The organism is Streptomyces sp. R33, assembly GCF_041200175.1.
In the GTDB taxonomy this organism is placed as follows: domain Bacteria; phylum Actinomycetota; class Actinomycetes; order Streptomycetales; family Streptomycetaceae; genus Streptomyces; species Streptomyces katrae_B.
The window spans coordinates 980,228-993,912 of the sequence record NZ_CP165727.1; the positions used below are offsets into that span (position 1 = coordinate 980,228).

Sequence of the window (13,685 nt, forward strand, 5' to 3'; positions counted from 1 at the left end):
GCCGCGCAGCCCGGCCGGACCGGCGGAGCCCGTGCGCGGCTCCGCCGGTGCCCAGGGGTGCCGCGCGCTCACCGGGCCCGTGCCGGGGCCTGCGGGCGGGTGCCGATCTGGAGCAGGGGCAGCGGCACCCCGGCCGGTTCCAGTTCCACCGCGGTCACCTCGGGCGCGAAGCAGGCCAGGGCGTCCTCGACGCCCTGCGGCACCGCGTCGCCGGCGGACCCGCAGCCGCAGCCGCCGCCCGGCGCGGACCGCAGGCGCAGGACGCCGGTGGCCTCGTCGAAGCCGGCCAGCGACACGGGGTCCCGTACGGAGTCCAGGGCGCGGGCGATCCGGGTGTGGACGTCCTCGGGGTGCAGGTCGTGCAGGGCCAGCAGGCTCGCGACGAGCTCGTCGTCCAGCAGCCCGCCGAGGCGCTCCACGCCGAGCCGCTCCACGATCCGGGCGAGCCCGGCCCCGTAGAAGTCCATGAGCACGCGCACCAGTTCCTCGGCGGCGGCGCAGGCCTCGCGGTCACCGCCGGCGGCCAGCCGGTCGAGGACCTCGTCCACCCGCCGGCCCGCCTCGCGGGCGTCGGTCGCAGCCCCGCTCATCCGCCCAGTCCGCTCAGGCCGGTGGGCACGTGCATCTGCTTCACCGTCTTGCCACCGCCGACGTACATGTGCACGCCGCAGGGCAGGCACGGGTCGAAGCTGCGCACGGCGCGCATGATGTCGATGCCCTTGAAGTTCTCCGGGGAGTTCTCCTCGAAGATCGGGGTGTTCTGGACGGCGTCCTCGTACGGTCCGGGGGTGCCGAAGGTGTCGCGGGTGCTGGCGTTCCACGGGGTCGGCGGGTACGGGTGGTAGTTGGCGATCTTGCCGTCGCGGATCACCATGTGGTGCGAGAGCACGCCGCGGACGGCCTCGGTGAACCCGACTCCGATGGACTCGTCCGGGACCTCGAACTTCTCCCAGGTCTGGGTGCGTCCGGCGCGCACCTCCTTGAGTCCCTGCTCGGCGCAGTGCAGTGCTACGGCGGCCGCGTACGCCTGGAAGTACGTGCGGGCGCGGTTGCGCTCCAGCGCGTTGCTCCACTTCGGGATCTTCCACTCGAAGCGCGTCTCGGGCTTGGTCATCGTGCGCGGCAGGTTGATGACGACGCTGTTGCCGGTGGCCTTGACGTAGCCGATGTCGACGAGCCCGGAGAGGGCGGTGGACCACAGGCGGGCGATCGGGCCGCCGCCGGTGTCGAGGGCGAGGTGGTCCTTGCCGTCGAACCAGCGCGGGGACATCACCCAGCTGTACTTGTCGTCGAAGTTGCGCTTCTGCGGGGCGGGGATGGTGTGCTGGTTCCACGGGTGGCGGGCGTCGACGGGGTTGCCGAGCGGGTCGTGCGTGACGAACTTCTCCTGGCCCGCCCAGTCGTCGTAGTACGAGCTGCCCAGCAGGATGCGGATGCCGAGGTTGATCTCGGTGAGGTCGTTGGTGACGAGTTTGCCGTCCACGACCACACCGGGGGTGACGAACATCTTCCGTCCCCAGTCGGTCATGTTGGCGTACGTGAAGTCGCAGTACTCGGGATCGTTGAGCGCGCCCCAGCAGCCCAGCAGGACGCGCCGGCGGCCGACCTCCTCGTACCCGGGCAGGGCCTCGTAGAAGAAGTCGAAGAGGTCGTCGTGGAGCGGGACGACCCGCTTCATGAACTCCACGTACCTCATGAGGCGGCTCATGTAGTCCGTGAAGAGCTGGACGGAGGCGATGGTGCCGACGCCGCCCGGGTAGAGGGTGGAGGGGTGCACGTGGCGGCCCTCCATCAGGCAGAACATCTCGCGCGTGTAGCGGCTGACCTGGAGGGCCTCGCGGTAGAACTCGCCCTCGATGGGGTTGAGCGAGCGCATGATGTCGGCGATGGTGCGGTAGCCGTGGTCCCCGGCGTGAGGGGCCTCGGTGCGTTCGGCGAGTTCGAGGACCCCCGGGTTGGTCTCGCGGACCATCTTCTCGCAGTAGTCGACCCCGACCAGGTTCTCCTGGAAGATGTTGTGGTCGAACATGTACTCCGCCGACTCGCCCAGGTTGATGATCCACTCGGCGAGGTGGGGCGGCTTCACTCCGTACGCCATGTTCTGCGTGTAGACGGAACAGGTGGCGTGGTTGTCGCCGCAGATGCCGCAGATGCGGCTGGTGATGAAGTGCGCGTCGCGGGGGTCCTTGCCGCGCATGAAGACGCTGTAGCCGCGGAAGACCGACGAGGTGCTGTAGCACTCCGCGACCTTCTTCTGCTTGAAGTCGATCTTCGTGTGGATGCCGAGACTGCCCACGATCCGGGTGATCGGATCCCAGGCCATCTCCACCAGGCCGCTGCCGTCGCCGGCCGCCTTCGTCTTCGGTGTCATCTTGTCTGCCGTGACCCTTCTTGGAGACGGGAGCTGGAGGTTCTTGGAAGCGGAGCGGTGGTGGGGCGGACGTGGTGCGGACGCGGAGCTGCGGGCGGCCGGGTCACCAGGGCTTGCGGTAGCCGGTGGTCAGCTGGCGCCCCGGGTGGCGCCACTTCGGCTCCTGGTCCACGGTGTGCTCGGTGATCGCCCTGAGCTTGCGGATCACCGTGCCGTAGACCCCGCTGGCGGTGGCGGACACCTTCGCGCCGGGAGGCTCGTCCATGAACGGCATGAACTTGTCGGGGAAGCCCGGCATGGTGCAGGCGATGCAGATGCCGCCGACGTTGGGACAGCCGCCGATGCCGTTCATCCAGCCGCGCTTGGGGACGTTGCACTTGACGACGGGGCCCCAGCAGCCGAGTTTGACCAGGCACTTGGGCGAGTCGTAGGTGTGGGCGAACTCGCCCTGCTCGTAGTAGCCGGCCCGGTCGCAGCCCTCGTGCACGGTGGCGCCGAACAGCCAGGTCGGACGCAGCTTGTCGTCCAGCGGGATCATCGGGGCGGAGCCGGCTGCCTGGTAGAGCAGGTAGGTGAGGGTCTCCGAGAAGTTGTCCGGCTGGATCGGGCAGCCCGGGACGCACACGATCGGGATGCCGGCCTTCGAGGTCCAGTCCCAGCCGAGGTAGTCAGGCACGCCCATGGCGCCGGTGGGGTTGCCCTCCATCGCGTGGATGCCGCCGTACGTGGCGCAGGTGCCGATCGCGACCACGGCGAGGGCCTTGGGCGCGAGGCGGTCGATCCACTCGCTGGTGGTGATGGGCTGGCCGGTCTCCGGGTCGTCGCCGAAGCCGCACCAGTAGCCCTCGGGTTTGATCTTCTCGTTGGGGATCGAGCCTTCGACGACGAGCACGAAGGGGTCGATCTCCCCGCGCTCCCCCTTGAAGAACCATTCGATGAACGTGTCGGCGCCGCCGACCGGTCCGCATTCGAAGTCGATCAGCGGCCAGTGCACGGCGATCTTGGGCAGGCCCGGCAGGACGCCCATGACGATCTCTTCGATGCTGGGCTGCATCGCTGCCGTCAGGGACACCGAGTCGCCGTCGCAGCTCAGTCCGGCGTTGATCCAGAGGATGTGGATCGTGGGGTCCTCTACTGCCGTGCTCGGCGTTGCTGCATCCATGAGGATCGCTCCTTGGGGAGGGATGCGGGGAAGGTGGGTGGGGCGGGGACGGGGACGGCGGACGGGCGGGTGCACCGCGCCGGCCTCACCCTTCTTGCTAGCAGCCGGCCGAGCCGGGTGCCCTGTCTTGTTCGGCCGGTCCAGTGACTGCGGGCCGCCGGGAGGGCAGCGGCGCGGTCCGCCGTCCGGGCACGGTCCGCTCCAGGTGGGCCGGGGTGCGGTCGGGGAGCTCCTTGCGCACGAAGGCACGGCGCAGGGCGTGGTACGGGGCCTGCGGGTCGAAGAAGGTCTCCCGCATCCGCGCGAGTTCTGCCTCGCGGTAGGCGGCGAGCGGCCGGACGCTCTCGTCGGCGTCGCGGCGGGCCTTCTTGCCGGCGATCCGGGACCGGATGGCGGGCGAGTCCGCCACCCGGACGGCGAGCCGGGCGGTCTCGTCCGCGAAGGCCTGCGGGCCGCAGTCGATCGTACGGTCGACCAGCCCGAGCCGCCGGGCGGCTTCGGCGCTGAGGGGCAGGGCGTCGGCGGTGAGGCGGTCGGCGACGCCGGTCCCGGTCCGGCGGGGCAGCGTGTAGGTCCAGTACTCGGATCCGTGCAGGCCCATCAGCCGGTAGTGCGGGTTCAGCACCACGCCGGTACGGCACCAGACCTCGTCGGCGGCGAGCGCGAGCATGGCCCCGCCGGCCGCCGCGTTGCCGCCGAGGGCGGCCACGACGAACCGGTCGGTGGTGGTGAGGACGGCCTCGACCAGGTCGTCCATGGCGTTGATGTTGGCCCAGGACTCCTCGGCGGGGTCGGCAGCCGCCTCGATGACGCCGAGGTGGATGCCGTTGGAGAAGAAGTCACGGCCGCCGCCGAGGACGAGGACGGAGACGGGGCGGGTGCAGGCCTCCCGGTAGGCGGCGAGCAGGCGCCGGCACTGCGAGGTGCTCATCGCGCCGCCGGGGAAGGCGAACGTGAGGAAGCCGGCTCCGCCCTGCTCCCGGTAGCCGATGTCGGACCAGGTGCGCGGGCCCTCTTCGGCGTACGGAGGCGCGGGGAGCTCGGGGAGCGGTGGCAGCCGGTCGCCGAGGGCCAGGGTGGCGGGGAGTTTGACGGGAGCCGGCTCGGCCGCCGTGCGCCGGGCGCGGAGCTCGGGGATCCACACCGCTGCGTCGACGGTCGCCCGGCAGATGGCGCCCGCCCGGGTGGCGAGCAGCTCGCCGGGACGGCCCCGCAGCTGGTCCTCGGGGTGTCCGCCGTGCAGGAACCACTGGCCGCCGAGCAGTTCGTCGAGTACGCCGGGCTGGGAGTCGGCGGCGCGCAGCGCGCGCACGACGCTCTCCGTGGAGTCGTGGTGCCAGTCGATCCGGCGCAGTTCCTGGCGCAGGTAGGGCCGGGCGCGGCCCGATTCCTGCCGCTGCGGCACGTGGGTGCCCGAGGCGAAGCGGTCGACGGCCGTCAGTACGGCGGACAGGGCGGCGTCGGCGATCTCGCCGCGGTACGCGTCGCTCTTGCCGACGGGCGGCAGCGGGCAGTCCGCGGTGGCCCAGACGTCGCCCGCGTCCATCTCCTCGGCGGCCTGCAGGACGGTGACGCCCCAGCGGGTCGCGCCCTCGGTGACGGCCCAGTCCAGCGAGGAGGGTCCGCGGTCCCCGACGGGTCCGGGGTGGACGATCAGGCAGGTGTGGGCGGACCACACCTCGCGGGGGATGGCCGTCTTGAGCATCGGCGCGAGCACGAGGTCCGGCCGGTGGCGCTCGACGGCCTCGGCGAGGGAGACGCCGGGCAGGGCGAGCTCGACCGCCACACTGTGCCCGCGGTCCCTCAGTTCAGCGTGGACACGCTGAGTGAGACTGTTGAACGCGCTGGCGGCGAGCAGGATGTGCACGTGATCTCCCAAGCTTCCGGCCCCCGGCGATCTGCGGCCGCAACACGTACGACCGCTGGAGATCGTTGACCACCGGCGTGCGCACGCCGGCTCGACGTACGGGGGGTGTCACCCGGAAGGGGGCGCGCGGGCCGCCACCTGGTGGATACGCGACGTACGCGGGGACTGGAGCAAGTGGCCCGGCTCTCCCCTTGAGCAGGTGGCCCGGATCAGCCGACCGGCGCGAGCCTCAGGTGCTGAGGCGGACGCGTCAGGTGTGCGGAGAGGTCCGGGAGGAGCGGCGCCTCCCCGGCCGTGAACCAGAGCAGCACGTCCTCGCCGGTGCGTACGGGCAGGGCGGGGAAGGTGTTCGGGGCGTGTTCCGTGCGGTGGACCGCCGTCGGAGGGGAGCCGGCGGCGGCCAGCCGGGGACGCAGGCTCCGCTCGAAGTGGCCCTCGAAGGACGGGTCTGCGGGGTGGCAGATGGTCACCGTGACCGGGCCGGCGCCGGCCCGGGCGGCGAACCCCGGACCGCGCAGCAGGAGGACGTCGTCCGAGTCGGCCATGGTCGCGTTGGCCCGGTCGCGGTGCTCCTGCCAGACGGGGCCCTCGTAGAAGGCGCGCAGCGAGCGCTCCCGCCGCCCCATGTCCGGGAAGGCGCGCAGCCAGACGAAGCGGTCCGGGTCGTCGAGGTCCCGGAAGCGTCCGCCGACGGTGACGCCCGCCGCTTCCTGCCCGGTGACGAACTCCCGCTCGAAGAGTGCGATCAGGGTGTCCCGGGCACCGGGGTGCAAGGTGTACTGCCTGAGTTCGACGATCATCGCCGCAGACTAGGACCGGTCCGCTGACACCTCCTGTCAGTGGACCGGTCCGCGGTCGCCGGCGTCAGCAGCCCGGAGCCCCCGTGCCGCCGCGCTGCGGCAGACTCAGGTTGGGGGCGGAGCTCGGCCAGGTGAGGGTGACCGTCTTCGTCGTCCCGTCCGCGTTGAGCTGGACGATGGGGGCCGGCTTGCCGACCGGGTTGCCGTCGGCGCCGAACGAGAGCCAGCCGCTCGCCCCCGGGAGCATCTGCGCGCAGTAGAACTGGTGGAGGATGCCGGTCTCCAGCCCCGGGTTCTTCACGCCGGCCTCGTCGTGCCGGGCCGCGCTGATCGCGGCGACGGCGGCGTCGTGCGAGAGCATCGCCTGGCCGCTGGCGAGATCCGCGGGGTCGAAGGCCAGGGGTGCCGCTCCGGACAGGGTGGCCAGGGGCTGCTTCGTGCACGGGTCGGGCCGGCCGGTGAACGCGGACCAGAACTGGTCGTAGTTGCGCTTGGCGTCCGATCCGGGGCATTCGGTGCCCCATTCGTCCGGACTGGCCAGGGCGGTGTACGTCACCGTGACCCGGCCGGAGGCGAGGCCCTTGAGCACCGCGTCGTCGCGGATGGCCGCCGAGGCGTCGTCCCCGACCAGGATGCGCAGCTGCGGGATGCCGCAGGGCGCGCCCTGCACCCAGTTCTGCACGAACGCCCCGAGGTCGCGGCCGCGTCCGGCGAAGTACACGACGGACGGTGCGGCCTGGCACAGGTTGGCGTGCATCAGGTTGAACTGCTGGATCAGGTAGTCCTGGCGGCCGGCGCCGCTCGGGAGGCTCCGGGGCGAGGTGTACGGGAGCACCGTCACCGTGCGGTCCGGCGCCTGGAAGCGGGTCTTGGCCTCCGCCGCCAGCGTGGCCGTGTAGTCGTCGTCGGCGACGCTGTCCGCCACCACGGCGAGCGAGGTCACGGCCGGGCGCAACCCGGACACGTACTGGTTGGCCGCGATCACGGAGTCGGAGTTGGTGGGCGAGACCCGGAACATGTCGGGGATGGTCCGCTTGCCGGCCGGGTCCGCGGGGTCCAGGTTCATCGAGTTGCCGGTCACCGTGGACCCGATGACGGGGATGTGCAGCTGGGCGGAAATGGCCGCGGCCGCCTGGCGGGTCTGCTCGGTGCTCTGGCCCAGGCCGACGACCGCCGAGATGTGCTCGGCCGCGGCGTTCTTCTTGACGCTGGCGACCGCCTGCTGCCAGGACCCGTACTGACTGCCCATGTTGGCCAGGTACAGCTTGACGCCTGGTGTACTGCCGTACGCGGCCGTGTTGTTGGCACGCCAGACGGCGGCCATGGCGCCCTCGATGTTGTGGTAGAGCGATTCGTAGGTCAGCGTGTCCACGTCATCGATGGGCGAGAGGTTCAGCATCAGCACCACGCTGGTGGAGTTCCCCTGCACCGCCTCGTTGGCGGCGCGGATCGTGTCCTCCAGCTTGCCCATGCGCGCGGGTTCGCCCTTCGTGAAGGGCCTGCTGTCCAGGTTCACGCCGACGCAGGCCAACGGCGTGCCGGCGGCGGTCATTCCGGGACCGCACGACAGCGCGGGCGGGAACAGCACGCCGTAGCCCCACGTGCCGCCGAGCACGGCACCGGCCAGGAGCAGGAGGGCGGCCGTCAGCGAGAGCACGGGATGGCGGCGCAGCCGACCGAGCCGTGGGTTGCGTACACCTGCGGGCATGTGGACTCCTTGCGGTGCGCCCGGCCACGCCGACGGCGTGGCGCGGAGGGTCAGGCGAACAGCGCGCCCGCCTGCTGGAGGGCGCTGACGTCGAGCAGACGGGAGTTGTGCGAGAGCCGTTCGAAGCCCTCTTCGATCTGGGCGTCCCAGCGCCGGCTGCGCTCGGTGAGCGGATCGTTGTACAGCCACAGCAGCGCCAGGAGCTTGGCCGTGGCGACCGCCACGACGTCCCGGCCGCTCTGCTCGATCCCGGCGAGGAGGAGTGCGTACGACTCCTGGGCGGACTGCTCGTGGACCAGGCGGCACGGCGCCGAAGCCAGGTAGTCGAGCAAGCGCACCCATGCGCGGTGGTCCCGGTCGAACCGGTCGGCCAGCGCCTCGGCCACGGGGGCGAACTTGCCCAGGGCCAGGTCGTAGAAGAGCTGCTGTTCCTCGCGTGCGAAGCCCGGGCCGCCGTTGTGGGTGGCGGCGAGGGCGGCCAGGGCCCGGGCCTGGCGGGTGAACACGTCGTGCCACGGGTCGGCGGGATGCCCCCCTTCCGCTGCGGCGCCGGGGGCGCCGGCCGGGGTGGCGGCGGAGAGGGCGGTGAGCGCGCAGCGGCTCAGCCAGGGATGCAGGACGGGGGGTCTGTCCGCCTCGCCCCAGCCGACCTCCCGGATCCGGGACGGGCGGTGGAAGAAGGTGCTGACCCACAGGTGGCGGCGTAACAGCTCGAGGCTGCGGGGCAGGTCGGCTATGTCCGGCGGTACGCGGGGGTCGTCGGCGGTGCGCATGTCGGCGAGGTAGGCGGCCGCCAGGACGACGGGCGGCGGGTTGGTCCGTCCCGGCTCGGGGGCGGCGAGCCCTTCGGGAAGGCTGGTCTCCAGGGCCCGCGACCACAGCGGTCTTCCGCTCGCGTCGACCGCGGCGGGCAGGGGTCTCTCCGGTACGCCGGCCTCCGCGTCCGGCGGCGCGCTCTCGCGCTGCTCCTGCAGGGCGATGGCGGCGCCCCAGTGGCCGCCGGTGAGGGCGTGGACGACGGACGCCGCAACGGGTGCGGCGAGCGGCGCAGCGTCGTCGGTCAGGTACGAGACCCGCTCCTCGGACATCGGATCGAGCCACACGGGATACCAGTAGTGGGCCGCCGAGGCGGGGTCGGGGCCGGGGCCGGCGCCGGCCCCGTCCTGCCGGGTCCAGCCCGTACGGGTGGCCCGACTGAGGAGGGGGACGCGGCGCTGCGGGGTGTCCGGCAGCGGGGAGGTGCGCCAGGGCTCGCACCAGCGGGTGGTCCATTCCGGCTGCCACTGGTCGCAGGCGGCGAGGACGACGAGCGGGTCGGCGGCAGACCCGGAGCCCGGCTCGTTCTGCTCGTTGCGTATGCGTGCCGCGACGAGTGCGGCGAGGAACCGGCGGCCGGCCGGGGTCTGGGCGCCGTCCACGAAGAGGACCCAGGCGTGGTCGTGCCGGGCGGCCCGGCCTGCGTACTCCTCCGGCAGCTCGCACGAGCACGAGGAGCGCAGCGCCGGGTGCCGTTCCGCCTGGTCCTTGGCGTCGGCGAGGAACGCGGCCAGCAGCGGCCCGACCGCAGCCGACCGGGACGCGGAACTCAGCCTGATCAGCGCGTCGAGGGAGCTCGCGGCCTCGGCCTCCGGGATGCCGACGTGCCAGCGCAGCGCGTCGCGCAGGCCCCAGCGGGCGGTGCTCTGCAGCAGCGATCCGATCACCGGACGGGCCCGTTCCCGTGCGGCGGTGACGACTTCGCGCGCCTGCCCCTGGACGAGCGGGCTGAGCGCTCCGGTGACCACCACGTCCATCGTGGCGTCCACGGCCTCCTCGAGCCGGGTGGCGAACCGGCCGCGGCGGGTGTTGCGCGTGTACTGCTGGATCAGGCCTTTGATCTGGTCCGTGGCCCGGGAGCGGTCCGCTTCGAGGTTCTCGTTGAGGGCCAGCAGGCCGAGGGCGAACCGGTGGAAGACGGGGCTGCGGCGCAGCGTGTCCCAGCCGCGCATCATCTGGAAGGCCACCAGGGCCGCGGCGGACACCGGGTCGAGCGGGTTCTCGTGGAAGTCGAGGTGGGCGTGGACCACCGTGGAGCCGCAGCCCTGGGACAGGGAGCGAAGCATCGTGGTCTTGCCCGACTGCCGGGGTCCGAGCAGCGCCACCACGGGCTGCCGCTGGTCCGGGTACCGCCAGATCATGTGCCGAAGAAAAGCGTCGGTCCCCTCCGCATGGCCGAGCTCCGCCGTTGCGCTCACCATTCCCCCGCCCCCCAACCGAAAGATGCGACGCACCTGCCGACGGAACGGAAGGTAACACCGGGAAGACGCGGAGCGACGGTGAATGCCGCGGATCTCCTTCCCGGAATTCCGGGGACCACACGCAGATCCCTGCGCGGATCATGCGGTCGATCTTCAACGGATATTCTGCGTCCACGCAGGCGGGGCCAGAACGCCTGGAAGCAGATGCAACACCCGATGTGCCGGGCCGCACCGTGCGCGGCAGGAGATGGAGTCCCGATGGACGTGCAGCACTTCGAGCGGATCACCGCATTCATCGAGGCGCGGCTCACCCCGCTGTTCGGCGAGGCCACCGGCAGCGAGCACGGCTTCGCGATGGACGACACCTCCCGTGCCCTGCGCGCCCTGCGCAACGCGGTGCTGGAGGCCTCCGCGGTCAAGGGGCTCCTCGAGAAGCGGGCGGAGGCCGAGCCGGCGCTGCGCCGGGTCATCGACCAGTCGGTGGAGCACCACTGGGACGTGCTGCGCGGGATCGCCCGCCAGTGGGAGGACCACACCGACTTCCTGCGCGAGTTCAAGCGGCACGCGTGGGAGCTCGACGAGGTCCTGGCCGCTCCGGCCGCCACCACGGAGGGCTGAGCCCCGCCGGGTGCCGCCCCCCTGCCGACCGCGTCCGCGGGCCGGGGCGGCATCCGGCGCAGGTCCGCCGCCCCCGGAGTGACAATGGGTGTGTGGACCCGCTGCCGGGCCGGCAGGAGACGAAGATGAACGGCTCGGTCCCTATCGGACGTGTTGTCGGTGTGCCGCTGCGCATGCACTGGAGCGTGCCCCTGCTGGTGGTGCTGTTCGCGTACGGCCTCGGCCGCCAGACCCTGCCCGTGTGGACTCCGGGGCGCTCGAACGCCGTGTACACCGTCGCCAGTGTCGTGGGCGCGCTGCTGCTGATGGGCAGCCTGCTGCTGCACGAGACGGCGCACGCCGCGACCGCGCGCAGGAAGAAGATCTCCGTCGAGGACGTCACCCTGTGGGCGCTGGGCGGGATGACCAGGATGGGCCGGCCGCAGACCGCCGCGGCGGCCTTCGTGGTGGCGGTGAGCGGGCCGCTCACGAGCCTTGTGCTCGGTGGCGCCGCACTCGGCGCGGGGATCGGGCTGCACACCCTGCTCGGCTGGGCGGTGCCCGCAGCCGTCCTGGTGTGGCTCGGCTGGACGAACCTGTTCCTCGGCGTCTTCAACCTGCTGCCGGCCGCGCCGCTCGACGGCGGACGGGTGCTGCAGGCGCTGCTGTGGTGGCGTACGGGCGACCGGGAGCGGGCGGAGCGGGCGGCCTCGCGCAGCGGACAGGTCATGGGCGTGCTGCTGGCGGCCGTGGGCTGGATCTCCTTCCTGCGCGGGTCGTCGAGCGGACTGTGGCTGGTCTGCATCGGGCTCTTCGTCGCGTTCGTCGCGGGCGCCGAGCGCCAGCAGGCCGTGCTGCGTACGGGGCTGCGGGGCGTGCGCGTGGCCGATGCCATGTCCAGCCCGGTGACGACCGGGGCCGACTGGCTGAGCGTGCGGCAGTTCGTCGACGAGGTGGCCGTGGAATCCCGGCATTCCGCACTGCCGCTGCTCGATTTCGACGGCCGGCCCAGCGGGGTGGTGCACCTGCGCGCTCTGGCCCGGATCCAGGACGCTCAGCGGGACGCGCTGCGCGTACGGGACGTCGCGACCCCGCTGGCGCAGTGCGCCGTCGCCGCCCCGGACGACCTGCTGGGCGAGGCCCTGGACGGGCTGCGCCCGGGGACCGGGCTGCCGCTCCTGGTGGTGGACGGGGGCCGGCTGGTGGGGATCGTCACCGCGAAGGACATCAGCCGGCTCGTGCAGCGGCAGACGCTGCGCGGCCGCCGGGAGCCCGAGTGAGGCGGTGGCCGCCGGGGGCGGCGGCTGCGGCGGTCCGGCTCCGAGCGCGGCTTCGGGTGTGCGGCGTGACAATGGGGGTGCGATGACGTACATAGCCGTGAGCGCGTTGAGCCATGCCGGGCTGGTACGGGACCACAACGAGGACAGCCTCGTCGTCGGGCCGTGGACGCTGTGCGCCGGTGTGACCCGTAATCCGCAGACGCTCGTGTTCCCGACGGGCTCGCCGCTCGTCGTCGCGGTCGCCGACGGGATCGGCGGACAGCCTGCCGGCGAGGTGGCGAGCGCGCTGGTAGCCCGCCAACTCGCGATGCTCGGGCCCTCCTTGGACAGCGAGGGAGCCGTCCGCGAGGCGCTCGTCCTGTGCAACCAGGCGGTGTACGCGGCTGCCGACAGCGATGCGCAGCTGGCCACCATGGGCACCACGGTCGCGGGTGCCGTCGTACTGGAGGACTCGCTGATCTCCTTCAACGTCGGCGACAGCAGGGTGTTCGACGCCACGGCGGAGGAGCTGCGGCAGCTGAGCGTGGATGACAATCCGCCCCTGGAGCCGGGGCAGCGCACCACGTCGCTGCTGACCCAGGCACTCGGGGGCGCCCGCCGGCGCAGCGCGATCACGCCGCACGTCTCGACGGAGCCGCTGTCCGCCGGAGCCCGCTACCTGGTGTGCTCGGACGGGCTGACGGACCCGGTGGCGCCCGAGGAGCTCGACGAGCTGCTGCGGGTGCACGACGACGGCAAGGCCGCGTTCGAGCTGTGGAAGGCCGCCATCGATGCCGGCGGCCCCGACAACATCACGCTGGCGCTGGTCAGGATCGGCGCCTGAGGGGTGCCGTCAAGGTCCCCTAGCGACCCGTGCGGCGGGGCTTTCCGCCCTTGCCACCCTTGGCGCCGCCCTTCGCCCCGCCCTTCGCCCCGCCGGAGGCGCCGCGCGGGTTCTTGCCGCCCGACTTGCCGGCCGTGGGCTTGCGCCCTGCGCCGGCCGCTTCGGGGCGCTTGCGCTGCTTCGGCTGCGGCGGGGTCGGGGCGCCGCGGCCGCGCGTGCTGTTGACGGTCCGGCCGCGCACGATCCCGATGAACTCCTCGACCAGGTCGGTGGGTTCGCCGTCCGGGAACGACAGCGCGACCCGGGACTCGGGGGCGTTCGTGACCGTCCGGTACGTGAGGTCCTTGCGGTGGTGCAGCCGCGCGAGGGACTGCGGGACGACGAGGACGCCGATCCCGGCCGCCACCAGCTCGATCGCGTCCGCCGTCGTGGCGGGGCGATCGAGCGCGGGCCGCCCGGGCAGGCTCTCCCAGTCCAGCGTGTCGTCGAGGGGGTGCAGCACGATCTCGTCGGCGAGGTCCTCGGTGGACACCTCCTCCACGGCGGCCACGATGTGGTCCTTCGGGACCACGACGACCGTGTTCTCGGTGTAGAGGGGGATGGCGGCCAGGCCCGTCCGGTCGATCGGCAGCCGCACGAACCCGGCGTCGGCGTCGCTGCCCCGCAGCATGTCGGGGGCTTCGGCGGCGGACACCTGGAGGAGGGTCAGCGGGACGTCGGGCAGGCGCTCGTTCCAGATCCGCACCCACTTGCCGGGCGTCACCCCGGGGACGTACGCCAGCCGGAACGAAGGAGATGCCGAGGGAGATGCTTCCGAGCCTGTCACCCGGCCAGGTTACC

Annotated in this window: 11 protein-coding genes; 3 read left to right on the top strand and 8 right to left on the bottom strand. The window is 72.4% G+C overall.

The annotated features are described in order from the left end of the window. Window positions 1-68: 68 nt before the first annotated feature. The 7 genes from AB5J51_RS04975 to AB5J51_RS05005 form a co-directional block, all read right to left on the bottom strand. Complete coding sequence (locus AB5J51_RS04975; RefSeq protein ID WP_369776957.1) at window positions 69-590, bottom strand: hypothetical protein; 522 nt, start codon at window positions 588-590, stop codon at window positions 69-71. Beyond that, the gene (locus AB5J51_RS04980) at window positions 587-2,371 is read right to left on the bottom strand and encodes a nickel-dependent hydrogenase large subunit (protein ID WP_053789202.1); all 1,785 of its coding nucleotides are present in this window, start codon (window positions 2,369-2,371) and stop codon (window positions 587-589) included. The genes AB5J51_RS04975 and AB5J51_RS04980 overlap by 4 nt, the downstream gene beginning before the upstream one ends. A 103-nt stretch (window positions 2,372-2,474) precedes the next feature. Then, window positions 2,475-3,533, bottom strand: a complete 1,059-nt coding sequence (locus AB5J51_RS04985; RefSeq protein WP_136223944.1) for a hydrogenase expression protein HypE — start codon at window positions 3,531-3,533, stop codon at window positions 2,475-2,477. Between the two features lie 97 nt (window positions 3,534-3,630). After that, on the bottom strand, window positions 3,631-5,400 hold the full coding sequence (locus AB5J51_RS04990; protein ID WP_133895822.1) for an enoyl-CoA hydratase-related protein: 1,770 nt from the start codon (window positions 5,398-5,400) through the stop codon (window positions 3,631-3,633). A gap of 209 nt (window positions 5,401-5,609) precedes the next feature. Further along, on the bottom strand, window positions 5,610-6,200 hold the full coding sequence (locus AB5J51_RS04995) for an NIPSNAP family protein (RefSeq protein WP_369776958.1): 591 nt from the start codon (window positions 6,198-6,200) through the stop codon (window positions 5,610-5,612). 64 nt (window positions 6,201-6,264) lie between these two features. Beyond that, window positions 6,265-7,908 carry an ABC transporter substrate-binding protein gene (locus AB5J51_RS05000; RefSeq protein ID WP_369776959.1) on the bottom strand — a complete coding sequence of 548 codons (1,644 nt, stop codon included), beginning with the start codon at window positions 7,906-7,908 and terminating at the stop codon, window positions 6,265-6,267. A 50-nt stretch (window positions 7,909-7,958) separates the two neighbouring features. Then, window positions 7,959-10,085 carry a hypothetical protein gene (locus AB5J51_RS05005; RefSeq protein ID WP_369776960.1) on the bottom strand — a complete coding sequence of 709 codons (2,127 nt, stop codon included), beginning with the start codon at window positions 10,083-10,085 and terminating at the stop codon, window positions 7,959-7,961. A gap of 318 nt (window positions 10,086-10,403) precedes the next feature. Between AB5J51_RS05005 and AB5J51_RS05010 the strand changes: the two genes are divergently transcribed. The 3 genes from AB5J51_RS05010 (at window position 10,404) to AB5J51_RS05020 (ending at window position 12,845) form a co-directional block, all read left to right on the top strand. Beyond that, window positions 10,404-10,763, top strand: coding sequence for a hypothetical protein (locus AB5J51_RS05010; RefSeq protein WP_369776961.1), 360 nt, complete (start codon window positions 10,404-10,406; stop codon window positions 10,761-10,763). A gap of 125 nt (window positions 10,764-10,888) precedes the next feature. Then, a complete protein-coding gene (locus tag AB5J51_RS05015; RefSeq protein ID WP_369780217.1) occupies window positions 10,889-12,022 on the top strand; it encodes a site-2 protease family protein in 1,134 nt (377 codons plus the stop codon). An 82-nt stretch (window positions 12,023-12,104) separates the two neighbouring features. After that, window positions 12,105-12,845 (top strand): PP2C family serine/threonine-protein phosphatase, encoded by a 741-nt coding sequence (locus AB5J51_RS05020; RefSeq protein WP_369776962.1) that lies wholly within the window; start codon window positions 12,105-12,107, stop codon window positions 12,843-12,845. Window positions 12,846-12,864: 19 nt separating this feature from the next. Here AB5J51_RS05020 and AB5J51_RS05025 read toward each other — a convergent pair whose 3' ends face one another. Further along, window positions 12,865-13,671, bottom strand: a complete 807-nt coding sequence (locus tag AB5J51_RS05025; protein WP_369776963.1) for a LysR family substrate-binding domain-containing protein — start codon at window positions 13,669-13,671, stop codon at window positions 12,865-12,867. Window positions 13,672-13,685 lie beyond the last annotated feature (14 nt).

What these genes read in the sequence shown, in the direction of transcription:
- AB5J51_RS05010 (WP_369776961.1), top strand. Translation starts at nt 10,404, where the DNA reads ATGGACGTGCAGCACTTCGAGCGGATCACCGCATTCATCGAGGCGCGG.
- AB5J51_RS04985 (WP_136223944.1), bottom strand. Translation starts at nt 3,533, where the DNA reads ATGGATGCAGCAACGCCGAGCACGGCAGTAGAGGACCCCACGATCCAC.
- AB5J51_RS04995 (WP_369776958.1), bottom strand. Translation starts at nt 6,200, where the DNA reads ATGATCGTCGAACTCAGGCAGTACACCTTGCACCCCGGTGCCCGGGAC.
- AB5J51_RS04980 (WP_053789202.1), bottom strand. Translation starts at nt 2,371, where the DNA reads ATGACACCGAAGACGAAGGCGGCCGGCGACGGCAGCGGCCTGGTGGAG.
- AB5J51_RS05015 (WP_369780217.1), top strand. Translation starts at nt 10,889, where the DNA reads ATGAACGGCTCGGTCCCTATCGGACGTGTTGTCGGTGTGCCGCTGCGC.
- AB5J51_RS05005 (WP_369776960.1), bottom strand. Translation starts at nt 10,085, where the DNA reads ATGATCTGGCGGTACCCGGACCAGCGGCAGCCCGTGGTGGCGCTGCTC.
- AB5J51_RS05020 (WP_369776962.1), top strand. Translation starts at nt 12,105, where the DNA reads ATGACGTACATAGCCGTGAGCGCGTTGAGCCATGCCGGGCTGGTACGG.
- AB5J51_RS04975 (WP_369776957.1), bottom strand. Translation starts at nt 590, where the DNA reads ATGAGCGGGGCTGCGACCGACGCCCGCGAGGCGGGCCGGCGGGTGGAC.
- AB5J51_RS05000 (WP_369776959.1), bottom strand. Translation starts at nt 7,908, where the DNA reads ATGCCCGCAGGTGTACGCAACCCACGGCTCGGTCGGCTGCGCCGCCAT.